Annotated in this window: 23 protein-coding genes; 6 read left to right on the top strand and 17 right to left on the bottom strand. The window is 48.8% G+C overall.

The window, feature by feature from the left end; all coding sequences use genetic code 11:
- Position 1 precedes the first annotated feature (1 nt).
- The 6 genes from H6F93_RS22875 to H6F93_RS22900 all read right to left on the bottom strand — a co-directional run bounded on the left by H6F93_RS22875 (position 2) and on the right by H6F93_RS22900 (position 5,476).
- Positions 2–982, bottom strand: coding sequence for an ABC transporter permease (locus tag H6F93_RS22875; RefSeq protein ID WP_242043581.1), 981 nt, complete (start codon positions 980–982; stop codon positions 2–4).
- A gap of 126 nt (positions 983–1,108) precedes the next feature.
- Positions 1,109–2,410, bottom strand: coding sequence for an ABC transporter substrate-binding protein (locus H6F93_RS22880; RefSeq protein WP_190685818.1), 1,302 nt, complete (start codon positions 2,408–2,410; stop codon positions 1,109–1,111).
- Between the two features lie 115 nt (positions 2,411–2,525).
- On the bottom strand, positions 2,526–3,683 hold the full coding sequence (locus H6F93_RS22885; protein WP_190646863.1) for an ABC transporter ATP-binding protein: 1,158 nt from the start codon (positions 3,681–3,683) through the stop codon (positions 2,526–2,528).
- A 418-nt stretch (positions 3,684–4,101) separates the two neighbouring features.
- Positions 4,102–4,578, bottom strand: a complete 477-nt coding sequence (locus tag H6F93_RS22890) for a hypothetical protein (protein WP_190685821.1) — start codon at positions 4,576–4,578, stop codon at positions 4,102–4,104.
- A 119-nt stretch (positions 4,579–4,697) separates the two neighbouring features.
- On the bottom strand, positions 4,698–5,135 hold the full coding sequence (locus H6F93_RS22895; protein WP_190685824.1) for a putative toxin-antitoxin system toxin component, PIN family: 438 nt from the start codon (positions 5,133–5,135) through the stop codon (positions 4,698–4,700).
- The gene (locus tag H6F93_RS22900) at positions 5,132–5,476 is read right to left on the bottom strand and encodes a hypothetical protein (protein WP_199313924.1); all 345 of its coding nucleotides are present in this window, start codon (positions 5,474–5,476) and stop codon (positions 5,132–5,134) included. The genes H6F93_RS22895 and H6F93_RS22900 overlap by 4 nt, the downstream gene beginning before the upstream one ends.
- A gap of 260 nt (positions 5,477–5,736) precedes the next feature.
- On the opposite strand from H6F93_RS22900, the gene hydA reads away from it, so the two are divergent.
- The 3 genes from hydA (at position 5,737) to ruvB (ending at position 9,041) form a co-directional block, all read left to right on the top strand.
- Complete coding sequence (gene hydA, locus H6F93_RS22905) at positions 5,737–7,149, top strand: dihydropyrimidinase (RefSeq protein WP_190685829.1); 1,413 nt, start codon at positions 5,737–5,739, stop codon at positions 7,147–7,149.
- A gap of 11 nt (positions 7,150–7,160) precedes the next feature.
- Complete coding sequence (locus tag H6F93_RS22910) at positions 7,161–7,826, top strand: SDR family oxidoreductase (protein WP_190685831.1); 666 nt, start codon at positions 7,161–7,163, stop codon at positions 7,824–7,826.
- 126 nt (positions 7,827–7,952) lie between these two features.
- A complete protein-coding gene (ruvB, locus tag H6F93_RS22915) occupies positions 7,953–9,041 on the top strand; it encodes a Holliday junction branch migration DNA helicase RuvB (RefSeq protein ID WP_190685834.1) in 1,089 nt (362 codons plus the stop codon).
- 24 nt (positions 9,042–9,065) lie between these two features.
- On the opposite strand, the gene H6F93_RS22920 is transcribed toward ruvB, so the two are convergent.
- The 5 genes from H6F93_RS22920 to H6F93_RS22940 all read right to left on the bottom strand — a co-directional run bounded on the left by H6F93_RS22920 (position 9,066) and on the right by H6F93_RS22940 (position 12,976).
- A complete protein-coding gene (locus H6F93_RS22920; RefSeq protein WP_242042253.1) occupies positions 9,066–9,599 on the bottom strand; it encodes a hypothetical protein in 534 nt (177 codons plus the stop codon).
- Positions 9,600–9,671: 72 nt separating this feature from the next.
- Entirely contained in the window at positions 9,672–10,457 is a 786-nt protein-coding gene (locus tag H6F93_RS22925) for a hypothetical protein (protein WP_190685837.1), read from the bottom strand.
- A gap of 179 nt (positions 10,458–10,636) precedes the next feature.
- Positions 10,637–11,704 (bottom strand): fatty acid desaturase, encoded by a 1,068-nt coding sequence (locus H6F93_RS22930; RefSeq protein WP_190685839.1) that lies wholly within the window; start codon positions 11,702–11,704, stop codon positions 10,637–10,639.
- A 346-nt stretch (positions 11,705–12,050) separates the two neighbouring features.
- Complete coding sequence (locus H6F93_RS22935) at positions 12,051–12,335, bottom strand: hypothetical protein (RefSeq protein WP_190646855.1); 285 nt, start codon at positions 12,333–12,335, stop codon at positions 12,051–12,053.
- A gap of 143 nt (positions 12,336–12,478) precedes the next feature.
- Positions 12,479–12,976 carry a hypothetical protein gene (locus H6F93_RS22940; protein ID WP_190685844.1) on the bottom strand — a complete coding sequence of 166 codons (498 nt, stop codon included), beginning with the start codon at positions 12,974–12,976 and terminating at the stop codon, positions 12,479–12,481.
- Between the two features lie 260 nt (positions 12,977–13,236).
- Here H6F93_RS22940 and thrC point away from each other — a divergent pair, with 260 nt between their 5' ends.
- A complete protein-coding gene (gene thrC / locus H6F93_RS22945; protein ID WP_190685847.1) occupies positions 13,237–14,346 on the top strand; it encodes a threonine synthase in 1,110 nt (369 codons plus the stop codon).
- Between the two features lies 1 nt (position 14,347).
- On the opposite strand, the gene H6F93_RS22950 is transcribed toward thrC, so the two are convergent.
- Genes H6F93_RS22950 through H6F93_RS22960 form a run of 3 tightly spaced genes read right to left on the bottom strand, consistent with a single transcriptional unit; the run spans position 14,348 to position 18,864 of the window.
- Positions 14,348–14,632 carry an Rdx family protein gene (locus H6F93_RS22950; protein ID WP_190685851.1) on the bottom strand — a complete coding sequence of 95 codons (285 nt, stop codon included), beginning with the start codon at positions 14,630–14,632 and terminating at the stop codon, positions 14,348–14,350.
- A gap of 11 nt (positions 14,633–14,643) precedes the next feature.
- Positions 14,644–15,483, bottom strand: a complete 840-nt coding sequence (locus tag H6F93_RS22955) for an SWIM zinc finger family protein (RefSeq protein ID WP_190646851.1) — start codon at positions 15,481–15,483, stop codon at positions 14,644–14,646.
- Positions 15,484–15,501: 18 nt separating this feature from the next.
- Positions 15,502–18,864 carry a DEAD/DEAH box helicase gene (locus tag H6F93_RS22960; protein WP_190685854.1) on the bottom strand — a complete coding sequence of 1,121 codons (3,363 nt, stop codon included), beginning with the start codon at positions 18,862–18,864 and terminating at the stop codon, positions 15,502–15,504.
- Between the two features lie 234 nt (positions 18,865–19,098).
- On the opposite strand from H6F93_RS22960, the gene H6F93_RS22965 reads away from it, so the two are divergent.
- Entirely contained in the window at positions 19,099–19,776 is a 678-nt protein-coding gene (locus H6F93_RS22965; RefSeq protein ID WP_190685857.1) for a HEAT repeat domain-containing protein, read from the top strand.
- Between the two features lie 164 nt (positions 19,777–19,940).
- On the opposite strand, the gene H6F93_RS22970 is transcribed toward H6F93_RS22965, so the two are convergent.
- The 3 genes from H6F93_RS22970 to H6F93_RS22980 form a co-directional block, all read right to left on the bottom strand.
- The gene (locus H6F93_RS22970; RefSeq protein WP_190685860.1) at positions 19,941–20,831 is read right to left on the bottom strand and encodes a S66 peptidase family protein; all 891 of its coding nucleotides are present in this window, start codon (positions 20,829–20,831) and stop codon (positions 19,941–19,943) included.
- A gap of 94 nt (positions 20,832–20,925) precedes the next feature.
- Entirely contained in the window at positions 20,926–21,987 is a 1,062-nt protein-coding gene (locus tag H6F93_RS22975; RefSeq protein ID WP_190685863.1) for a glycosyltransferase family 4 protein, read from the bottom strand.
- Positions 21,988–22,228: 241 nt separating this feature from the next.
- On the bottom strand, positions 22,229–22,603 hold the full coding sequence (locus H6F93_RS22980; RefSeq protein ID WP_190685866.1) for a c-type cytochrome: 375 nt from the start codon (positions 22,601–22,603) through the stop codon (positions 22,229–22,231).
- A 228-nt stretch (positions 22,604–22,831) separates the two neighbouring features.
- Between H6F93_RS22980 and petG the strand changes: the two genes are divergently transcribed.
- A complete protein-coding gene (gene petG, locus H6F93_RS22985; protein WP_190646845.1) occupies positions 22,832–22,945 on the top strand; it encodes a cytochrome b6-f complex subunit V in 114 nt (37 codons plus the stop codon).
- Positions 22,946–23,104: the final 159 nt, after the last annotated feature.

Genomic DNA, 23,104 nt, shown 5'->3' on the forward strand with positions numbered 1-23,104 from the left:
ACTACAGCTCCTTACGAATATCAATGGTGCGAAGAATTCCAAAGATGATTGCTAATGTCACGATTAGCAAAATGACTGCATTGGCGGCGGCTAAGGGATATTGCAAACTGCCGATTTGGTTGCGAATCAGGTAGCCCACGGAAGCTGCCTGTCCGCCACTCATTAGCCGCACGGTGACGAACTCACCCATTGTCAACGTCACTACAAAGATGGAACCGATCGCAATTCCGGGTAATGACAGTGGCAAAATCACCTCTTTGAACACCTGAAAGCCTGACGCACCCGCATCTTCTGCCGCTGCGATCAGGTTGCGGTCAATTCGCATCAAACTGTTGAAGATGGGCACGATCATAAACAGGGTGTAGAGATGCACCATCGCCAACACCACAGCAAAGTCTGAAAATAGGAAAATATCGATCGGCTGTTGAGTTAGACCGATGCCAATCAACAGTTTATTCAGTAATCCTTCGCGCCCCAGAAAAGGAATCCAGGAGATCATGCGAATGATATTGGATGTCCAAAAGGGAATTGTGCAGACCAGAAATAGGATGATTTGCCAGCGCAAACTGTCAATATAAAATGCTAGGAAGTAAGCAACCGGAAAGCCAATGATCAGCGTGAAAAACCAGACCAGTCCAACAAATTTGAAGGTGTTGAGATAGGTGGCTAAGGAAACCTGCGAGGTAAAGATATTGCGATAGTTATCTAACGTGAATCCGGGAGTCATGGAATAGCCCGTAAATTCCCAGAAGCTAACGATGAAGATAGTGGCGATCGGAAATACCAGAAACAGGAGAAACACCAGGGTTTGTGGTGTAACTAGAAGATAAGGCTCAACGGATTTCCAGCTTTTGAACATAAAGATTTTTTGAATAAATATATTTTTGAGCTGAACTCGCTTCCAGGCGTGGCTGGCGATGTCAATAAAGACTGCCTCGTGAAATAGATAGTCGTAGGATGTGCTAGCGGTAGCGTAACGCATCGAGTCTTATAAGCACGGTGCGTTCGACTTTGCCTAACACACCTTACACCTGATCTGATTTTGTAAGTTGGGTTTTGCTTTGCTTCACCCAACCTACGTCCGGATTCACGAATAATCAGTAACCTCTTACGCCGCTACAAACTCATTCCACTTTTGAACGAGGTAGGTTTGCTCATCCATTGTGGAGTTCCAGACGACAACGTTGCCCATGCGATCGTCAAAGGAACCGCCATCGCGCACGGCTCCAGCGGATTCTAGCTTGGTACCAAAGGGATCGATCATGTCTTCGGCAGCGGCTTTACCTTCATACCAGAAGTCCCATTCTGCTTGTGACATAAACTTTTTGGCGTTTTCAGGCACAGCGCTGTAGTAGCCTTGCCGCCCTAGGAAGGCACCAACCCAGCCGTCTAACATCCAGTTGATGTATTCATAGGCAGCATCCAACTCAGTCCCAGAGAGGTTTTTGGAAAGCCCAATGCCGCCCCCCCAGGCACGATAGCCTTCTTTTAAGGGTGCGTAAATACATTCAATTCCCTGCGCTTTTACCGCAGTAACGGCAGGCGACCACATGGATTGCAGCACCACTTCACCCGACGACATCAGGTTGACGGACTCATCAAAGGTTTTCCAAAAGGCACGGAATTGCCCAGCCCGTTTTTGCTCAATCAGAATTTGGGTGATTTGATCTAATTCTTCACGAGTCATGTTGCCTTTGTCGCCAAAGGTCATGAGTCCTAGCGCTTCCACCACCATTGCTGCGTCCATAATGCCAATGGAGGGAATGTCTAGAATTGATGTTTTGCCGCGAAATTCTTCGTTGAACAGTTCACCCCAACTGGTGATTTCGCGCCCAACCAGGTCAGGACGATATCCTAGTGTGTCGGCATTGTACTGGAAGGGGATTAGCGTCGCCCAATTAGTCGGTTCAGGCGCAAATTCGGTAGATTCCTGGTCAGGGAGAAACATAACTCGGTGTGGCGCAGTTCCCTGAGAAGAGTTGACCTTTGCCCCGTTGTACAGTTCTCCCGTAGTAAAGATAGGAACAATTTTGTCGAAGGCAGAGATACGGGTAACATCGATCGGCTGAAGATTTCCTGAGGGAACAACTAAAGGCAGGCTAAAATATTCGCCGTCAAACACGTCGTACTGTCCCGGCTGAGTAATCGCGATCTGGTTATTTTCCTCGGTACTTAGTGCCCGCATCTCTAACTTAAAGCCCAGATCTTCTTCAGCTTTTTGGCGAATTTCGTTAATTTGAGACACACCCGTACCAATGAAGCGCAGGGTGACATCTTTAATTTGATTGGTGTTAACGGTGGGTCCAGGAGCTGGGTTGTTGGGGGTGCCACGCGCACATTGAGTCGCTGTAACCATTGCTCCGGCTGCCAGTCCGGTTCTCAAAAGCTGACGACGAGTAATTTTTGCCATAGTTTTCCTGATCTAAGGGGCGATCGCCAATGATTCAATCAACCGAGAAAATTGCATTCTCAAACGGGTCTGCACTCCAGGATGTATCGAACATCACAAATGCAAACTGACGGTACTAGTGGGGTAAGAAAATGCAGTCCTCGGTTGACCAACCGAGAACCACCAATTCTCCCTCCTGGAGCGGCTGAGCCATCCAGTCTTGAGTACGGACTTTGTATAGCGCCTCTTCTCCTGTCGCTTCTAATAACAGAGAAACCCGCGTTACGTATCCGGTAAATTCCACAGCCGCAACTCGCACAGAGATCTGGTTAGAAGCGTGTGAATCAGGGGTGTGAGGCTTTAGCACCATGCGATCGGCTCGCACCGAGCAGGCAGCCGTCATACCTACATCTGCGGCTTGTCCGTGACAGAGGAATGTACCTAGCCCATCTACCTCAAGCTGAATTAGAGCAGCATTTGTGTCGGGTGTGACGTGTGTGACTTTGCCCACAAAAATATTGTTGTCTCCGACAAACCGAGCAACAAAGCGAGAAGCCGGAGCGCTGAAGATCTCGGCAGGAGTGCCAATCTGGTCAATGTGACCGTGATCCATCACGACAATCTGGTCTGCCAGGGAAAAAGCTTCATCCTGGGCGTGAGTCACCTGAATGAAGGTCATGCCAAACTGCCGCTGAAGCTTGCGGAGTTCGCTTCTGGTTTTGACGCGCAGGGATTCATCTAGAGCGCTGAGCGGTTCATCTAACAGCAAGACTTGGGGGCGAGTCACCAAGGCTCTGGCGAGGGCAACGCGCTGCTGCTGTCCGCCGCTGAGCATGGTGGGCTTGCGATCGCCAAACTTACTCAGCCCCACCACTTCCAACATTTCGTTCACACGCTGGGCGCGATCGCTCACCTTCACGCCGCGCATCTTCAGCCCAAATTCCACATTCTGCCACACCGTCTTGTGCGGGAACAGGGCATAGTTTTGAAACACCATTGCCGTGTTGCGTTTGGCAGGCGGCAGGTCATTCACACGGCGATCGCCGATGATCACATCGCCACTGGTCGCCTCCTCATGACCCGCAATCATCCGCAGCGTGGTAGTTTTGCCACAGCCACTTGGCCCCAGCAGGCAGCAATAGGAACCCGCAGGAATGTCCAGGTTAATGTTTTCGACCGCGACAAAGGAGCCATACTTTTTGGTGAGCGATCGCAGCATCACCCCCTCAGCATGGACAGGAGCCACATACGGAGTGCTAACTGTCTGCGCTTGTTGCGTCGTTCCTGTGATCATGTTGCTACCCGAAGCGTTCACTTAACTAGTCATTAAACGGCTTCTACGGTAGCGAATTGTCTTTTTAGCTACATTAATTAATCCCAAGCTTGAAATAGCAGTTACGGAGAAGGGGGAGGAACGATTGCTAAGCTGACTTGGTTTCTAGTGAAGCTAGCTTCACTGCTAACTAGCCTAGCTTCGTCACTAGCTAGCCTAGCTTCATCACTAACTAGGCTAACTTCACCACTGACTGGGCCAGCTTCACCGCTGACTAAGCTAGCTTCGCTACTGATTAGGCTGACTTTATCGCTGACTAGCCTAGCTTCATCACTAACTAGGCTGACTTCACTCTGGGCTAAGTCAGCTAGCTAAAAAATTAGGCTGGCTTCACTACGATTGAAGCCAGCCTAGTAGACGATGCTAGTGGGAAGCTGTCTTAGCTAGAAGTGGTAGAAGACGATCGCCCTCGTCCAGACTGTTGAGTAAACCGTTGCCCCATTGCCTCTACAAGGTTATCTAATCCGGCAACTGTCCCGTTCGCTTTAGTATAGCGGTAGACTTCTAGGGCAGCTGAATATGCTTCGCCGCCTGCTGCGACCGCTGTATCATCAATCAACTCTTGCAACTGAGTCAGTGCCAAAAGCATAGGTTGGAGAGCTTCAAACAATTCCAGGTCGTGGCGCATTTCTTCGAGGTCAAAAGAGCGGGGCAGAAATTCAGGATTTTGCGTTGCAATCTCCAGCGCCTTGCGGGTAAAAGCACGATTGCGATCGCCTAACCTGACCGTAGCGCGGCGTTCTTCTGGACTCATCGGAATTAAAAAGGATAGCTTCTGGCGAATAGTGGCGATCGCGGTCATTACCTCTTGTTGTTCTGTAGCAGACAAGTTGACGCTAACTCGATTGGCAGGCATAAGGATGCTCCCAGGTAAATTACCTGTCTAGGGTGCCCGCAGGTTGGACAACGGCAACGATCAATCTTCAAGCCAAGGCAAACACAGCTTCCTACGCGAGTGCGTATTCCGTATAACGTTTAACTTTCCTTACCCAAAGCTTCCAGGAAAGAATTAACACCCAGCAACTGGATACTATAGGTTGCCATCATTCCTCTCAACCCATCATCAGCCCGTAAATCATCATCTCCAGATACGATAATTTCTGCTTTGCCATCAATTGCTGTAACCAGCACAGGTAAATCTTTAGGATCTCGACAAGTTGGAGGCACCGTTACTAGTTCGACCCAAATAGCTCGATGCTGCAACTGCTGTTCAAGTCGAATCGCTTGACTAGGATTAATTCGTTCTCGCAAGCGAGGGCGATTCCAAATTAGATGAAGTTCCTCCATGAGGGGCTGACTTATCACCAACTGGAATCTTTCCCTATTAAATGCCTCCAACACAGGCAATGTCATTCGTCCTCTTAACAGAATGCGAATCCAAATGTTTGTGTCGATGACTACTCGAAACGTCATAATATTGAGCGGGATTGCTGACGTACAGCCTTAATTTCAGCCATAACATCGCCGTCTGTAATATCATCATCAGGGGCTTGAGCATAAAGCTCTTGAATTAAAGCCACTAGATCTGAACGTAAACCTACTTGAACCAGGACTTTAGCAACCTCTGCCTGCTCGTTTGGTTGCAGCTGTTTCACAGCTGTAATTAATTGTTCTAAGGTAATGGGAATAGAGATCATATCGGTACCATGATTGAGCTTCTCAACTCTAGTTTGAACTAAATTGCCCCTATTGCCAAAAACTGTTATGCCAGCCTTTCTAAACCGTTTGCCCAAATGTAAAACCGTGTCTTCCATAGTTAAAACAGAAGAAGCAGGAACCCCCTTGAGGTGTTACCAAGATGAAGCTTGGGAACGAGGGAATCTTGGTAACAAGAGAAACTAGGTTAATTAAGATATGAAAACCGATTCCCTTCTTTATCGTTTATTTCAGCGATCGCCTGGATTACTCAAGCATTGGTGGATTAGGAATTGTTAACCTGTTCAAAACTCCTTGAACTTGCGCGGTATAACAACCTGGTTAGAGTATTTGCCAGCAATAAAATCAGGAGTAGAAAATGGGTGAAGTGCTGATTAAAGGCGGGCGAATTGTTACAGCGGTAGATGATTATGTTGCCGATATCTTAGTGAAGGATGGGCAAATTGAGGCGATCGCCAGACATCTCCCCAACTCCGACGCTGAGGTTCACAATGCATCAGGGTTGATGGTGTTACCTGGTGGGGTAGATGTTCACACTCACATGGAATTTCCTCTCGGACCAGCGGAAACTTGCGACACGTTTGAGACGGGGACGCGATCGGCCGCTTTTGGTGGCACCACCACAATCATTGACTTCGCTCTCCAAAAACAGGGAGAAACGCCCAAACAGGCACTCGATCGCCGCCTTGCCTTAGCCGAACCGCAAGCTTGCGTGGACTATGGTTTTCACATCATCCTCACCGAAGTTACTCCCGATTCGCTGAGCGAACTGCCCGATCTGATCAATCAGGATGGTGTGTCCAGCTTCAAGATGTTTATGGCGTATCCCGGTGTGCTGATGGTGGATGACGCAGGCATCTTTAGAACGATGCGAAAGGTGGGCACTCACGGCGGCATGGTAAATTTACACGCTGAGAATGGGGGTGTGATCCAGGTGTTAATTGAGGAAGCACTGGCGCAGGGCAACACTTCACCCAAATATCACGCTCTCACTCGACCCTCAATTATGGAAGGGGAAGCTTCTCATCGGGCAATTCGACTGGCAGAACTGGCAGAGATTCCAGTTTATCTGGTGCATCTGTCAGCAAAAGAAGCACTAGATGCGGTAGTGGAAGCCCGCGATCGCGGCATTTCTGCCTTTGCGGAAACCTGTCCTCACTACTTATTTCTCACCATTGAAGAGTACGATCGCCCCGACTTTGATGGCGCAAAATATGTAATGACTCCTCCTTTGCGCGATCACACCTGCCAACATGCGCTGTGGCGTGGGCTAAAGTTCGATGACCTGCAAATTGTCTCTACCGATCACTGTCCGTTTTGCTTCAGTGAACGTCCGTTTGGTATCCATCGCTCCAAACAGTTAGGACAAGGTGATTTCTCCCAAATTCCGAATGGCGCACCGGGAGTAGAGTTTCGTGTTCCACTACTCTATGACGGTGGTGTAGGTGGCGGCAAAATTTCACTCAATCGCTTTGTTCAGCTTACGTCTACCGCACCTGCCAAGATGTTTGGGCTATTCCCACAAAAGGGAGCGATCGCTGTTGGTAGTGATGCCGATCTCGTACTGTTTGATCCACAAAAAACTCACATTCTCAGCGCTAGCACTCACCATTCCAACGTAGATTACTCACTGTTTGAAGGGAGACAGGTAACGGGCAAAGTTGAGAAGGTGTTTCTCAGAGGTGAATTAGTTGTGGATGGCGATCGCTGGCTGGGGAAACCGGGCAACGGTCGATATCAAAAGCGATCTGCTTCGGGTCGGGTAATTTGATTGGAGTTCTCATGGCAACTTATTTAATCACAGGTGCAAATCGAGGCATTGGTTACGAATACTGCCGTCAACTGCAAGCACGGGGCGATCGCGTCATTGCCATCTGTCGCAATGCTTCTGAGGAATTGCAGCAGTTAAGAGTACAAGTTGAGGAAGAAATTGATATTACCTCAGATGAGTCTGTAGCAGGTTTACGCACTCGCTTAGGTGATACGGCGCTCGACGTGCTGATCAACAACGCTGGTATTATCAAGCGTGTCACCTTAGAAAACCTGGACTTTAACAGCATTCGAGAACAGTTTGAGGTGAATGCTCTGGGTGCATTACGAGTAACCAGTGTGCTACTTCCACTTCTCAAATCAGGCTCCAAGATTATCTTGATGACAAGCCGCATGGGGTCGATTGAGGACAATACCTCTGGTAGTTCCTACGGCTATCGCATGTCAAAGGTGGCGTTGTCGATGGCAGGCAAGTCCCTGTCCCACGATCTCAAACCGCGAGGAATTGCCGTCGCAATTCTGCATCCCGGTTTAGTGCAAACTCGCATGACGAACTTTACAACGGGCGGCATTACTCCAGAAGAGTCTGTCAAGAGCTTGCTGCGACGGATCGACGAGTTGACATTAGAGAACACGGGCACCTTCTGGCACGCAAATGGCGAGGTGTTGCCCTGGTAATTTGATAGTACGGTGGTAGTACGTTCATTTGTATTGCAGAATGTTCCGTATGATGGGCAGTGTTTGCCTGTCCTCAATACACGCAAATTCTATTCGGGTGAGGAATGCCCATCTTGCTGGTACGTTATGGCAATTATTTCTTCTAAACAGCCTGAACCCAACCGTCGCCACAAGGCGGAACCCTTAGAGACGACAACCACCTTACTGAAGCCAGAGGTTGATGTAGATGAGTTGGGGAAACAGGAGGAAAGCCTGCGTCCCCAAAAGCTGGCAGACTACATTGGGCAGAAAGCGCTGAAGGAAGTGCTTGATATCGCCATCCGAGCCGCCCAAGCCCGCAAAGAAACTCTAGATCATCTATTGCTCTACGGCCCACCCGGTTTAGGAAAAACAACCATGTCGCTGATCTTGGCGGCAGAAATGGGCGTTGGCTGCAAAATCACGACAGCCCCAGCCCTGGAACGGCCACGCGACATTGTCGGACTGCTGGTCAATCTTCAGCCCGGTGACATTCTGTTTATTGACGAAATCCATCGGTTGCCCAGAATGACCGAGGAAATCCTCTATCCAGCAATGGAGGACTATCGCATTGATATCACCATTGGCAAAGGGCAAAGTGCCCGCACGCGCAGCCTACCGCTACAAAGGTTTACGCTGGTTGGCGCAACGACTCGCGTAGGGGCACTGACTTCTCCTTTGCGCGATCGCTTCGGCTTAGTCCAACGGTTGCGCTTTTATGAATTGGACGAACTCACCCTAATCGTGCAACGCACCGCCGAAATTCTCAAAACTCCAATCGATCCTGACGGTGCAATGGAGATCGCCCGTCGCGCCAGAGGCACCCCTCGTATTGCCAATCGCTTGCTCAAACGAGTGCGTGACTATGTTGAGGTAAAAAATACAGGAGCCGCGATTAGTGAGGCGATCGCTGCCGAAGCCCTGGAGCTATTTAACGTAGACCCTTGCGGACTCGACTGGACCGATCGCCGAATGCTAACCGTAATGATCGAAAACTTTGGTGGTGGACCAGTTGGGCTAGACACCCTTGCCGCTTCCACTGGTGAAGATGCCCAAACCATTGAGGAAGTCTACGAACCCTACCTGCTGCAAATCGGTTACCTTCAGCGCACTCCCAGAGGACGCATCGCTACTACCGCCGCCTGGAAACACCTGGGCTATCAGCCTCCTGAAAGCCAGCTTTCACTGCTAACTTAGAATTTATATCTTGAAGGAGGCAGACTAACTGCGATCGAATAGCGATCGCAGCCTAATTTTACTCGATACATAGAACGGAACCTGGTAATGCTCCGCCAGCAGCCAAGCCACCAGCAGCAGGTGAATAAAAAGTGTACACCCTACCCAAACTGCGGGAAACCACGCCCACCGACTGCCGGGTAAGGGGGGGAAAGTGTAGGCAGATAGCCAGACAATCGACGGTGGCATCAACGCTACAGCAATTCCGACCAGCCAGATCACCAGCGTCAGGTTTAGCTCATCCCGATAGGCAACCTGCCAGGTCCGTCCCGTCCAGCGCCAAGACATCGGTTGAGAGCTATCTACCACCTGAACAGTCTGACTTTCCAGATTGGCAGTAAAAATGTGGCGACAGAAACTACAGGCAAAAGCATCCATCAGCGTTAGCTCAGTAATCTGCCCATGCCGACAGACTGGACAGAGATATGTCCCTTGATAGCTAAGCTGAGTGTTTTCAGTTGCTTCAGGCGATCGCAGCGTATCGCTCTTAGCCTTGCGCTCTGGGAATTGCTTCGTCATACCAACCTATGAACCTTCACGCCCACATTTTTGCCTTTGCCGCAGCGTTTTCCCAAACCCATACAGAAACCGCTACAGCGCACCCGCTATTGCAGAACTGCCAACTGACCGAATCACCTCAACCCCACCCTGTTCCAAAATAACAATAGGTTCGCCTGTTGTGTCGATTCGCTTGACCAACACACTGCCACCCGCAAGATAGTCTCCTGCATTCACATAGCGGCTCGTTGGCTCACCCGGAACCTGAACGATTGCGCTTACTGTTCCGCCTGCCTCAATCACTCCGCTCACCTCGATCGCATTGGCAAGACTCGTTGGAGCAGGGGGAGAAACAGGAACGGTAGAAGGATTCGCAGCCGTACCTGTTTCCGACACAACCACAGGGGGAAGATTGTTGCCGGGTAGAACCGGAAGCGGCTGATTTTGCAGCGGCACAGTTGTAATTTGGGGTGCCGGAGCGGGTGCTGGAGCAGGTGCCGGAGCAACAGCAACAGATGGTGCAGGATTAGATGGCGCAGTCGCGACTGATACTCTACGGCGCACAATTGGCGCATCGGCGATCGCCCCAAACGGTTCGCTTCGTCCCACCGTTACAGTCGGTAGGCGATCGCCTGGTGTTGTCGGGGGAATCAGATTAGGTACAGGTAAAGCTTGAGGAGAGGCCGCTGCACCTTGGTCAGGGGAAGTTGAGTTAGCCTGAGACGTAGCCACGCTATTGGTACCATCCACAGCAACCGTTGTCTCAGCTTGGGGCTGAGCTACAGGCGCAGAATTTTCAGCAACTTGATTGCCACCGCAACCCGTTAGAACCAGTGCGGCTCCCGCCAAACCTAAAACTCCTCCTAGCGCCTTCCTCATACATTCCACCCCAATTTTCAGGTTTTACTCGTGCCTCATCTCACTAAGGATAGCCCTGATTTTGGGTTGTGAACCAGTACTTCTTGGGGAAGGGAAAAAAGGGAAAGGGCTTAGGTTCCGCTTCAAAGCATTCCTAAGCCCTTTCCCTGGATCAAGCGAAGACATTCGCTGATTCCAATCTATTTTTCCTGTCTGCGATATTCGTTAAAGGATTGGTAACACGCTTCAGGATGGTACAAATGGCAGCGATCAGTAATCTCCTTCATTAAACTCCAAGAGAATTGCCGCTCTTGCATATGTTCGCCCCAATTTTGCTTTAAGCTCTGGTGCGCCATCCGCAAGTTGTAAGAGGGAATTGCAGTGGAAATGTGATGAGGAACGTGAACGCTGATGTCATGGCAAAGAAACTCTATCCAACGAGGATAGTCGCAGTGAATGGTTCCTGCTAGCTGAGCCTGAGCCGCATCCCATTCAGATGTTTCAACAAAAGCAATGTCTGGATCAGTGTGATGCACCAGGGTAAAGGTGCTCATCCAGAAGTGGTAAACCATCCAAGGCAACAGCCAAAATTTGACAAATCCCCAAATGCCAGTAGTGGCAATCAGCAGGGGAAATGCGATCGCCACAAACCCAACTACCACTGCAATAGAAAGCTTCACTTTACTGCGATCTTTGGCTGCAAACTGTGACAAATCAAAGTGCAAACCGACCCAATGCACGATGGAGGAAAGCCACCAAAAGCGCTTTCGCAGTAGCTCATAGCCCAACCGCACTGGACGTGCAACGGTGTCATAAAACTCTGGCTGAAACGGCTGCCAGGCATTATCTACAGCTAATTCATTCGTATGCTTGTGATGGAAATTATGCAGAATTCGCCAGCTATGGAAGGGGTAGATCAGCGGCATCATCAGCACATGCCCAACTAGATCATTAACCCAGCGGCGCTTGGCAAACGAGCGATGACCGCAATCGTGACCCAGCACAAAAAAACCGGTCAGTGCTGTACCGGTAAAAATCCAGGCAATGGGAAGTAAAAACCATGGAGCGATCGCGATCGCTCCATATCCCAAAGCAACCATCGCAACATTAATCAGAACTGCACTCCAGGCTTTAACTGGATGTTTTTGAAAGCATTCCTGGGGCAAGGTTTTTAGAATGTCTTTCAGTCGAATTTTTGCGGTAACCGAGTCATCAAAGCCATTTGCGGCTTGTACCGTGTCGTCAAACTTGATTGATGTTGCTGTCATGAATGAGTTAAAACACCTTAACTGTTTTGAAATTAAACGTGCTTTCCTGAAAATCTACATGAGCCAGATTGCAGATTCTCTGGAGAGGTTCTCAACTATTTCTAGCAAGCTATAGCAAGATAGTCGCATCCAATCTCTAGTTAATAGTCACAAAATTACTGAAATCAAAAGATTTAAGCATTTTCAATAAGCAATAACTATGCAATTAGCAGGACGAGACTTAGGAATACGAAACTTGACCTAGAGCAAAATCTGCATACAAAAATCAGTCAGGTTCAGTTCAGAAACCTCGATAGCCTCATTTCAAAAACTGAATCTTGACTGAATTCTGTGTAAGCCCACTTCTCTAAGTGAGAGCTTCGATCTTCTCGCTCTCTACTTGGGAAAGGGAGTGACTTGAAGTGAGCCGTTGCTGTTGAAGCACTTGAAGCTGCTTCAATAGAGCCTCAGTTTCAGCTTGAAGGTGCAGCAGTTCAGCTCGATGATTGTCTCGATAAGGCAACTTACTAGGTTCTAGTAAACGAAGGCTGCCCTGGTTTGAAGCGGATTTAGCGCTCTCTTTACTGCTCGTGGGGTTGGGCTCACAGACGGCAGTTGAGGATTTGGTTAGCTCAGATAAACGATTTGACATCAAAACCTGACTAGTTATTATTACTCATTCACACCACTAGGGTATTGTAACCCAAAGTTTAAATTTGATTGTATTAAACATGTCGATTTGTCAAAAATTAGGTGTGTCGGTTTGACAACTGGCTGATCTAGACTACTTTTCTTCTAGAAATTAGGGTCGTTTACCCAATCTCGACATCTTCCGTCTTCCCAGGTTCTAACCGTATTCTGGCACTCGGCTCTGCTGTCAATCCAAGGCACGTCGGTTGCGTGGGGTTCAAGCTCTGTCAATTTTGTGAGAGTAGGCAGCAAAGCTTTTTGCAAACCCAAACTTGACAGCAGGATCAAACCGATAGCTGCTGCGATCGCCATCATGTTAGTAGTCGTCCAAACAGGGTACTTGCGGAACTCTGTCTGCAAGCGTTGCGGCGATCGCCGTTCTGGACCTGCTAAAAGCACCAGATAAAAGCGATTGAATGGGACAGGAACCGACAAACGAATGTCTACAGGATGCTTTTTCCAATTCAGCTGGCTACAAGCTTGCTTTAGCGCCTCAACTTGAGCAACGGTGAAAGTCTCTGCTGTTTGAGGGGGTACATGAGCCAGAAATTGCTCAAATAGAGAATCTTTCCTGGAAGGTTTGCGTGTAATAGTTTGTCTCATGTGTTTCGCCGCGCGTATCAATACATACAGGCTATTTCATGGGATGAAGAATGAAATCTGGATGATTGGCTGATACGCATCAGCTAATTGTAGGAATTCTTCCTGAAACTAAGGGATATTACTGCTTTTTTTGAGTGATTTATATTACACTTTGAGGTTTTGCGATGTAAGTCAGAGATTATATATCAGAGAGCTTGCCTACCAAGGTAGACTTAAGATCCATACCGTAATTTTTAATTCTCAAAGCTAACTTGACTCCTGTGACTCTAAGCCTGCCTTCCGACTCTGTATCTGTAACTTCTTCGACGAAGCTCAACAGTTGGCCTGGGCTGATTGAAGCCTATCGCCCCTATCTGCCTGTTACTGAAGCAACCCCGGTTGTGACACTTCTCGAAGGCAATACGCCGCTGATTCCAGCCCCGGCGATCGCCGCTGCAATTGGTAGACAGGTACAGGTTTTTTTAAAGTATGACGGTCTCAACCCGACGGGTAGCTTCAAAGACCGGGGAATGACGATGGCAATTTCCAAGGCGAAGGAGGCTGGAGCCAAAGCGGTAATTTGTGCCAGCACGGGTAATACCTCAGCAGCGGCAGCAGCTTACGCAAGGCGGGGCGGAATGCGAGCCTTTGTGCTGATTCCTGATGGTTATGTAGCCCTGGGCAAGCTCGCTCAAGCTTTACTCTACGGGGCAGAGGTGCTGGCGATTAAAGGAAATTTTGACCGAGCGTTGGCGATCGTTCGAGAAATGGCAGAAAGCCACCCGGTGACTCTGGTGAATTCAGTCAATCCCTACCGCCTGGAAGGGCAGAAAACGGGTGCCTTTGAGATTGTTGATGCACTGGGTAACGCTCCTGATTGGCTGTGCATCCCCGTGGGCAATGCCGGAAACATTACGGCGTATTGGATGGGGTTCTGCCAGTATCATCAGGACGGAAAGTGCGATCGCCTGCCTCGGATGATGGGCTTTCAGGCAGCAGGTGCATCGCCTCTGGTGACTGGGGAACCTGTAGAACATCCTGAAACCCTGGCTACCGCGATTCGCATTGGCAATCCGGCAAGTTGGCAGAAGGCCGTTGCTGTCAAGGAGGCTAGCCAGGGGCAGTTTAACCCCGTTACAGATGAAGAAATCTTAGATGCTTATCGACTGCTAGCTTCCCAGGAAGGAATTTTTTGTGAACCCGCGAGTGCTGCTTCTGTGGCTGGGTTGTTAAAGGTCAAAGATCAGGTTCCGACTGGGGCAACCGTTGTCTGTGTGCTAACTGGCAATGGGTTGAAAGATCCTGATACGGCAATCAATTACAGTCAAAATCAGTTTAAGCCTGGCATTGAGCCAACTCTAGAAGCTGTAGCTCAAGTCATGGGTTTTTAGCCTAGTCTTTGGGGCGATCGCTATGTCCCAAGTCTCTTTCGGGGGCAATGCGATCGCGCACTAGCTGCTTCAACTCCTTAGATTCAGGGAAACGTCCCTGCTCTTTGCGTGAGAAGATTAGCTCTTGCTCCAGTCGCACTTCAAAAATACCGCCCGTACCTGGAACTAAAGCCACTTCTCCTAGCTCTGTTGTAAAGGTGGTGAGAAGTTCCTGCGCCATCCAGGCTGCTCGTAGGAGCCAGCGACATTGAGTGCAGTAGGTGATTTCTACGCGAGGAGAAGGCATTGGGTTCAAGTTCACAACACATCTTTATTTTTAGTCTTAACGCGCTGATAAAACTCTTCCATCAGGTCAATGAAAGAACTATCTTTCTGCCAAAACGGAGGAAAATCTCCCTGTTTTTTGATCAATACAGCCGGAACGCTGGTTTGAGGGGTTGCTTCAAAGTTTTGCGGTAATCGCTTTTCGCCCATCCAAAACTCTCTCAGATCGATCTCACCTTCTAACGCTACTGTTTCTGGCTGGGTGTAATAGCTGGAAGAGGGACGCGGTGCAGCTTTTTCAGCAGTCAATTCCGCAGACAGAGCTATACCCAGCGGAGACTTCGCTAATTCTGTTTTGAGAGTTTCTCGATTCAGACCGCGTAATTCAAACAGCAAAAACGGATCACGATCGAGTTCTGCGGCAACCAGGTAGTAGACTCCGGCAATGTGTTTACAGGGGTTACTGTAATCTGGACAGGAACAGCTTGTCTTAAAGTCTGACTTGCTGTGCGGCAAAAGGTGTAACCCCGGTGTGGCAAAAGCCTCTTCAATATTGTCCGGCATCTCATTGAGCAGCAGCTTAGAGACAAAGCTGGCTTTGGAGGCAATGTGGGCGATTGCCTTTCCCCACTTTGCTTGGGCGATCGGTGTAATTCTAATCTCTGTGGTGTAGAGCGGTTCCTCATAAACACCAAAGTAAGGATTTACCGAGCCTTTCACTTTCGCCGTCACCACTCCATCTTTAATCTCAAAGCTTTTTACCTTGCCGCCACTAGCATAGGAACGTCCGCGACTCAGCCGACCCGAATCGGTGAATGCTTCCAATGCCTCGATAAACTTTTTCCCCCACCAGGTACGACTAAATTGAGCCATAATTTTTCTCCTGAATGGCTATTCCAAAATGGCACTTTGATTGAGTGAAATCAGATCTCTAAACGCATCATTGTCTAGCTCCGTCAGCCACGATTCATCAGCACCGACGATCGCCCCTGCCAGTTTCTTCTTGTCTTCAATCATCTGGTCAATGCGCTCTTCTAGGGTACCGATCGCCACAAACTTGTGAACAAATACATTCTTTTTTTGCCCGATTCGAAAGGCGCGATCGGTTGCCTGGTCTTCGACTGCCGGATTCCACCAGCGATCAAAGTGGAAGACATGATTGGCTTTGGTGAGTGTGATGCCAACTCCTCCCGCTTTGAGGGAAAGGATAAACACAGACGGCTCTGTTTCAGGATCTTGGAATTCAGCGATCATTTTTTCTCGCTTATTGCGACTGGTGCCACCGTGAATGTAATAGGTGTTGTAGTGCAGTGTTTGTTTCAAGTATTTTTCTAGAGATTCGCCGATTTCGGTGAATTGGGTAAATACCAGTAGGCTCTCTCCTTCCTCCATGACTTCGGTTATCATTTCGCTCAAGCGAGTGAGTTTGTGCGATCGCTCTGGCGTAAACTCACTGCCATCCTGAAGAAACTGCATGGGATGATTACAAATCTGCTTTAGTTTCATCAAAGTTGAAAGAATTAACCCCTTTCGCTGAATTCCTTCGGACTCCTGAAGCTGTTTCTCCACATCTTTGACCGTTGCCTCATAGAGAGAAGCTTGTTCTTTAGTCAGGTTACAAAACAGCTTTTGCTCTACCTTGTCGGGCAAGTCTTTGATGATCGACTGATCCGTCTTCACACGCCGCAAGATGAACGGTTCCACCAATTTCTTTAGGGTAGAAGATCGAGTCACGTCATTGTTCTTTTGAATTGGAATTTCAAACCCTTTGCGGAACTGAGCTTCTTTACCCAGATAGCCCGGATTCAAGAAGTTAAAGATTGACCAAAGATCGAGCAAACGGTTTTCAACAGGTGTTCCTGTTAGTGCTAGACGGTGATGAGCTGAGAGTTTTAGGATTGCTTTGGTCTGTGCAGCCTGAGGATTTTTAATATTTTGCGCTTCGTCCAACACCAGTCGGTGCCAGTCTACACCGTTCAACAATTTGGCATCTTTCCGCACCAGGGTAAAGGAGGTAATAACCACATCATGTTCTAGACAAATTGCTTTAAACTCATCTTCTGCCTGGAGTCGCTGATTGCCGTGGTGCACCATTGCCCGCAGGCGAGGCGCAAACTTTTCAATTTCCTTGTGCCAATTGCCCAGAACTGAAGTGGGCGCAACCAGCAGCGTTGGGGGAACTGCGACACCTTCCTGCTCAGCAAACTCACGTTCCTGAACTAATCGAGCAATGACCTGCACCGTTTTGCCCAGACCCATATCATCTGCTAGGCAGCCATTTAGCCCCAAATTTTCCAGATAATATAGCCAGGAAACCCCACGTTTTTGGTATTCCCGCAAACTGCCTCTTAGACCTGCCGGATCGGGCATTGCTTCCAGGCGGCTCTTATCATTCAGCTTTTCTAACATTTCTGACAAAAGCTGATCTCGATCCAGGTCAAGCTCTACGTCATCCTCCGAGTCAGCCGTCAGTTTCATTAAGTCGAGCAAACTCATTTCCGGGTTTTGCTGCTGTTGAGTTTTCCAAAACTCCAGCATTTGCTGCATTTTTTGCTGGTTTAGCTCTACCCACTGTCCCCGAAACTGTACGAGTGGAGATTTTGCCTCAACGAGCTGTTGCCATTCTTCTTCGCTAATGGGTTGGTCGCCGATTGCCAGTTCATATTCGTAGTCCACCAGCGTTTCAAATGAAAAGTAACTCTGAGATTTTTTATCACCCGCAGGCTTTTTACCCGCTGCTCTTAGCCGCACCTTTGCCCGCTGCTGTCCTTTAGAAGTCCACCATGCTGGGACGATTACTTTATAACCTGCCGCTTCCAGCACCCAGGCGGATTCGCGCAAAAAATCAACTACTTCATCTAGTGACAAAAATGCACTATCGGGTTCGTTGGTTTCCAATCCCTGCCATAGTTTCGGATAAACTCGTGCCGCATAGCCCAGGTTGAGCAGCAGGTTTTGCTCAAAGTCTTTGCCAAACTGCTTTTGCAGTTCTTTTTGCTGGCTTGAGCGCAACCGCCAATAGTCCAGCAGAGGAATTTTCAGGGAAGGATCTTGTTTTGGTGCAACCTGAAACTGAAGCTGCCATTTATCTTCGGGCTTTGCGGGTGAATGCAGCTGGAAATAAAGGTGAAAGGGCGTTTCTGTCCGAGTGCAGCGGAGGCGATCGCTCCAAACCTGCCACTGCTGATATTGCTCCAAAGCAATGGCTGAAGTCCAGGGCATTCCACTTTTGTCTAGATATAGACAGCTATACACCAGCGAATCAGCTATTTTTTGGTCAAAAGCGCTGGTTGAAGGAGTATGCGTCACGATATCTGTGAGTAAGCACTCGGAGAAGTGCCGCAACAGCGTTTCTTTGACGTAAAAACTGGGTTGATCAGGAACCACTTCAAAGCCTGCAACACAGACTAAGGGCATATATTCGACGTATCGCTGAATCTCCGTCTCGTACTGTTCAGAAACAATTTCCCAAGCTGGATAGATTTCAAAAGATTCTGAGACAGATTGTTCTGATTTAGTAGATTGTTCCGACTTATCCGATTTAGTAGATTGTTTGACACCATTCGATCCAGAAGTTGTTTTGGATTTGGTAGATCGAGTGGTTTTGACAGATTTCGTTGCTCCAATCTGTTTGGTTTGAGCAGCCTGTTTAGTTCGCGTAGACCGTTTGGTTGAACTGGACTTTGCTGCAGCCGCAGACAATGAGCGGTATTTGAGTGCAGGAATGTACTGGTCGGTGAGAATAATTTGTTTGAGAAATTGGATGTAGTGATACCAGAACAGCAGGTCTGCTCCTAGTTGAACTTCTGCTAGATTGTGCAGCGCGATGAAGTGCAGATTGTTGAGCAAGTTGATGACATTGCTAACCAGTGAGTAGCGATGAACATCGGCTTTGACGGAAGCGATCGCCCTATAGCAGTCAATTTGCCAATACTGAAAGTCAAATTTTTCTGGCGTTTCTGTTTCTAAATAGCGCGAAAGTTCCAGAGAGGGTAAAGGTTGGTCGGCCGCGCTAGGTAGGAGAAAATATTTTGGTGAGATGGCTTCTTCTGACTTTTGAAGCGCAATTTTGATGCCCAACTCATCCATTAGAAACGTCTCTAGCCCTGGCTTAGGAAGCTGGCGTGGATGGATGGATTTACTTTTTGAGCGTTGTTTTTTGCCCTCAGTTGTCTCTACCCAAAGATAGAATGCACCTGTTTGAATGAATCCATTTTCTGTCTGAGGAATCCAGGTTCCGTGAAGGATCTTCATCGGCTTACACTGCTGAAATTCTCAAATTAGGTATTCCTAAGATTAGTGTAAACTCTACTCTTTTTGAACTGATTGCCTCACCAAAGTTTTGAGAAATTGACAAAACTGCTGAGATTACCAAACTCAAAAGAACTGTTCGTCTAGAGCGCGAAATTTTTGAAAGACTCCCGTATATGGAACAAATGTTTATAATAGATGAAATCAAATGTAAATTTATGTAAATCTGGGGCAGTTATGAGTCAGTTGAGTTTGGAGCAGATTGCGAATCAGCTAGATAGCCAAAATTCGCGCGATCGTATGTTGGCGCTGGCTTCTTTGCGAGATATTCCAGCGACAGATGCCGTACCGCTGATTAAAAAAGTGCTAAATGACGAAAATCTGCAAATTCGCTCAATGGCAGTATTTGCTTTGGGTCTAAAGCCAACTGAAGACTGCTATCCCATTCTGATCAAGCTATTAGAAGCCGATCCCGACTATGGCATTCGAGCAGATGCCGCAGGTGCACTAGGCTATTTAGAAGATCCCAGAGCCTTCGAGCCGTTGGTACGAGCATTTTATGAGGATACCGACTGGCTAGTGCGTTTTAGTGCAGCCGTTTCACTGGGCAACCTGAAAGACCAGCGGGCACACGATGTTTTGGTTGAGGCACTCGACAGTGAAGAGGTCGTGTTGCATCAGGCGGCGATCGCTGCCTTGGGCGAAATCAAAGACGTTAGCTCTGTCGATCAAATTCTGCGCTTTGCCCAGTCCGAGGACTGGTTGGTACGCCAGCGTCTTGCTGAAGCATTAGGAAATATGCCTACTCCCAAGAGCATTTCTGCACTGCACTACCTGGAAAAAGACCCCCATCCGAATGTTTCCGCCTCGGCAACAATTTCACTCAAGCGCATTGCAGAAGGAAAGGAAGATTAGAGGTTATAACGTTTCTCCAAAAAGAGGCTACAGATGAAAGGGCACCCTGCTCAGCGGGGTGCCCTTTCATCTGCAACCCTAATTTTTGAAATTGGTATTAGGGGTGAAGGATGAGGAATGAACCTGAAGCTCTAACCCTAGCCTCTAGCCCCTAATACCCTCCTTTAAACAAAGCTCAGGGTGCCACGATCGCCATCTAGCTGAACTGGAAGACCGACTGGAAGGGCCGCATTCACGCCGTCGTGCCCGAAGGGTAAATCTGAGACGATGGGGATGTTGAGATCGGAGAGGCGATCGCGCAGTACTTCCTCAACTGTAAAGCTGGGTACTTGGGTAGGAGGGTGACACTGGCTAAATCGCCCCAGAGCAATTCCTCGAATTTGAGAGAGTGCGCCACTCATGCGCCACTGGGTGAGCATTCTATCGATCCGGTAGGGCGCTTCGGATACGTCTTCTAATGCCAGAATAATGTCCTTCAGGTCAGGCTGGGCGGGAGTGTTGAGTAGATGAGTGGCGACAGTGAGGTTTGCAGGTAGGAGGGGAGCGATCGCTTGTCCACCACCCCACCCGTTACCCTGGAGGGGGTCTAAAGCTTTGCCTGTAACCCAATCAAACAAACGTTGGGTTGACCAGCTGGGTTCTGCTGCTAGCGTAGTCAAGAGTGGCCCATGTACGCCTGAAACGCCACGTAAGCTCAGGCTCCAGAGTAGGCTGGTGATATCCGAGAAGCCAATTAGCCACTTGGGTTCGGAGTCTGGACAGACCCAGTTTTCTAATAGCCTTGCCCCACCATAACCCCCTCTTGCACAGAGAATTCCCCGGCAGTCAGGATCTTTGAGAGCCGTCTCTAGCTGCGATCGCCGCTCCAAATCGGTTCCCGCTAAATAGCCCCAGCGACCGTCATAACCTGAAGTGAGTTCAACCTGATAGCCTTGCGATCGCCATAGTTCCACTCCTCGCTGAAATGCGTCTCGCTCTCGCAGTGTACCGCTGGGCGCAATGACACGGAGGCGATCGCCGGGTTGGAGGGGAGCAGGAGGTTTACAAAGATGCATTGGGAATGGGAGTCATTTGTTATTAGTTATTGAGCATTGGCACTGGTCATTGGCGGCAAGCCACTAACTAATGACGAGGATGAATGACTAAGGACTAATTTGCGCTTCTTAGAATATCGCTAAACCACGCTTCAATGCGATCGCCCATTGCAGACATTGAGTATTGCGCTTCAGCTTGTTGACGGCAGGCATAGCGATCAATCTGGTCGAGATGGGCGATCGCGTCAACCAAGCCTTCAACGGAGTCGGGTTCTACTAACCAGCCTGTTTTGCCATGCTGAACGATTTCGGCTGGGCCACCACGACGGTAAGCGATCACTGGAACGCCACAGGCTAATGCTTCGATTGCCACGTTGCCAAATGCCTCAACCCAGCGGGGGGTCATCAGTAAGCCGCGACATTGTCCTAACACTTGCTGAAGCTGTTGAGTTGGCAAAAAACCTTCGTAGCTGACTGGGGCATCTGGGTAAGCCTGACAAACTTGTTGCCAGTAAGCAGGATCAGGCATTGCGCCTAATACTTTGAGAGGAGTTCCTGTTTGCTGGGAGGCGGCGATCGCATCTTCGATTCCTTTTTCTGGGGCAATTCGTCCGACCCATGCCAAAAATTCATTGGGAACAGATTGGAACTGGTAGCGGGATAGATCCAAGCCGTTCCCTAAACAGCGACACTGCTTGGCAAAGGCAAATGTGTCAGCCTGTGCCTGACTGTGAACGCCAATGGTGCCCGGAAACTGAACGGCAACTTGCTCAATTGCCTGATCCATCGCCAGGGAAAGGGAACCCATGCTAACTAAGTGGGCGATCGGGCGGTGCAAGAAGGGTGTGAGGTAGAAGGGCAACCAGTCGTAGGCAAAGTTGACCAGCAAATCATAGTCAGCTTCTACCCGACGGGCATATTCCCAAATGTTTGCCAGCACTGCATTGGCAGGCAGGCTAATGGGGGCATCGCGTTCTAGAGTTTGAGCCGTAACTTGTAGATTTCCAGCAATCTCGACCAGCGGCAAAGTTTCTTGAGAACCTTGGGGCGCTACTATCTGCAAGCTATGTCCCCGTTGATGCAATTCCTGGGCAATGTTGTGTAGCGTCAATTCCACTCCGCCCCCCAAACCTGAGCCTAACGGCCCAACCGGGGTTGAGAGTAACAGCAGTCTCATTTAAATTTCACCTCAATCATGCCAGCAGAGAGTTTGCTTAAACCCTCTGTAAATTACGCCCTTACTTGTAAGCGCATGTGCCAATATGTTGCCCGACCAGCCCACGCAGAAAAATGCTTTCGTAGTCCGGATTAGCGTTAGCGTAACCTGCCAGAATCGAACCTGAGTTAAATTTCAACCTGGTTAACTAAATCTTTATTAGCTCATGCCGAAGAATTGCCTGTGCCCAACGCTTTCTTTATCACAGGCTCTCCAAATACTGCAACAGGTCTGCCATTTCTTGAGGGCTGGGCTGAAACTGGGGCATCGGCGGAGTTTGCCCACTGGTGACCTGATGGATTAAGCCAACGCGGGATTTTCGGTCTGAGATGTGGTGCAAACTGGGACCAACCCGGCCATCGCCACCCATACCATGACAGCTAGCGCAGTTCATCTGGAAGATGGCTTGCCCTTGCTCGGTATCGCCTGTCAACTCCAAGACATCATGCACATAGGGGTCAGAATAGCTGAACTGGGAGATGCCCAAAAGCACAACCAGAACTGCCAGTAAAATTCCCAGAATTGCCAGAGCAATCCCCTGAATCAAATTGTTTGTGTTAACTAGCTGATTATTCACCAAAGACTCAAGAGAATTCTGACCGAAAATACTAGAGACAAATGTACAAGGAATTTCTCATCTCCTTACACAGCTTAATTTTTTTTTCGTAGCTTGTGCAAGTGAACTAGTCTGCTTTAGCCAAATTCTCTCGGGCTACTAACGGCAAATGGCGACAAGCGGTATTATGAGAGTCAGGTAAAAAAGATTAATTGACCTAACTTTGCATTCATTAGAGGGAGATTTGTCATGGTAGAACCGTTGCTTTCAGGCATTGTCTTGGGTCTAATCCCAGTGACTTTGGCTGGGCTGTTAGTTGCTGCTTACCTGCAATACAAGCGGGGAAACCAACTCAACCTATAGCATTGACGGCTGAAAACATCTGGTTTTAGTTATTCCTGGGTGATAATCAGACTGGCTAACATCCCTGAAAAGATGTTTGAGAAGTCACAAATAGACCTTCTGCGTGAATGGTAGCGAGGCTAAGCCTCGCTACCATTCATGTTTCAAACTGGTTTATGC

The sequence above is a fragment of the Leptolyngbya sp. FACHB-671 genome (genome assembly GCF_014695745.1).
Lineage (GTDB): Bacteria > Cyanobacteriota > Cyanobacteriia > Elainellales > Elainellaceae > JAAUTN01.

Coding starts and splice junctions, on each gene's coding strand:
- H6F93_RS22875 (WP_242043581.1), bottom strand. CDS start 982: ATGCGTTACGCTACCGCTAGCACATCCTACGACTATCTATTTCACGAG.
- H6F93_RS22880 (WP_190685818.1), bottom strand. CDS start 2,410: ATGGCAAAAATTACTCGTCGTCAGCTTTTGAGAACCGGACTGGCAGCC.
- H6F93_RS22885 (WP_190646863.1), bottom strand. CDS start 3,683: ATGATCACAGGAACGACGCAACAAGCGCAGACAGTTAGCACTCCGTAT.
- H6F93_RS22890 (WP_190685821.1), bottom strand. CDS start 4,578: ATGCCTGCCAATCGAGTTAGCGTCAACTTGTCTGCTACAGAACAACAA.
- H6F93_RS22895 (WP_190685824.1), bottom strand. CDS start 5,135: ATGACGTTTCGAGTAGTCATCGACACAAACATTTGGATTCGCATTCTG.
- H6F93_RS22900 (WP_199313924.1), bottom strand. CDS start 5,476: ATGGAAGACACGGTTTTACATTTGGGCAAACGGTTTAGAAAGGCTGGC.
- hydA (WP_190685829.1), top strand. CDS start 5,737: ATGGGTGAAGTGCTGATTAAAGGCGGGCGAATTGTTACAGCGGTAGAT.
- H6F93_RS22910 (WP_190685831.1), top strand. CDS start 7,161: ATGGCAACTTATTTAATCACAGGTGCAAATCGAGGCATTGGTTACGAA.
- ruvB (WP_190685834.1), top strand. CDS start 7,953: ATGGCAATTATTTCTTCTAAACAGCCTGAACCCAACCGTCGCCACAAG.
- H6F93_RS22920 (WP_242042253.1), bottom strand. CDS start 9,599: ATGACGAAGCAATTCCCAGAGCGCAAGGCTAAGAGCGATACGCTGCGA.
- H6F93_RS22925 (WP_190685837.1), bottom strand. CDS start 10,457: ATGAGGAAGGCGCTAGGAGGAGTTTTAGGTTTGGCGGGAGCCGCACTG.
- H6F93_RS22930 (WP_190685839.1), bottom strand. CDS start 11,704: ATGACAGCAACATCAATCAAGTTTGACGACACGGTACAAGCCGCAAAT.
- H6F93_RS22935 (WP_190646855.1), bottom strand. CDS start 12,335: ATGTCAAATCGTTTATCTGAGCTAACCAAATCCTCAACTGCCGTCTGT.
- H6F93_RS22940 (WP_190685844.1), bottom strand. CDS start 12,976: ATGAGACAAACTATTACACGCAAACCTTCCAGGAAAGATTCTCTATTT.
- H6F93_RS22950 (WP_190685851.1), bottom strand. CDS start 14,632: ATGCCTTCTCCTCGCGTAGAAATCACCTACTGCACTCAATGTCGCTGG.
- H6F93_RS22955 (WP_190646851.1), bottom strand. CDS start 15,483: ATGGCTCAATTTAGTCGTACCTGGTGGGGGAAAAAGTTTATCGAGGCA.
- H6F93_RS22960 (WP_190685854.1), bottom strand. CDS start 18,864: ATGAAGATCCTTCACGGAACCTGGATTCCTCAGACAGAAAATGGATTC.
- H6F93_RS22965 (WP_190685857.1), top strand. CDS start 19,099: ATGAGTCAGTTGAGTTTGGAGCAGATTGCGAATCAGCTAGATAGCCAA.
- H6F93_RS22970 (WP_190685860.1), bottom strand. CDS start 20,831: ATGCATCTTTGTAAACCTCCTGCTCCCCTCCAACCCGGCGATCGCCTC.
- H6F93_RS22975 (WP_190685863.1), bottom strand. CDS start 21,987: ATGAGACTGCTGTTACTCTCAACCCCGGTTGGGCCGTTAGGCTCAGGT.
- petG (WP_190646845.1), top strand. CDS start 22,832: ATGGTAGAACCGTTGCTTTCAGGCATTGTCTTGGGTCTAATCCCAGTG.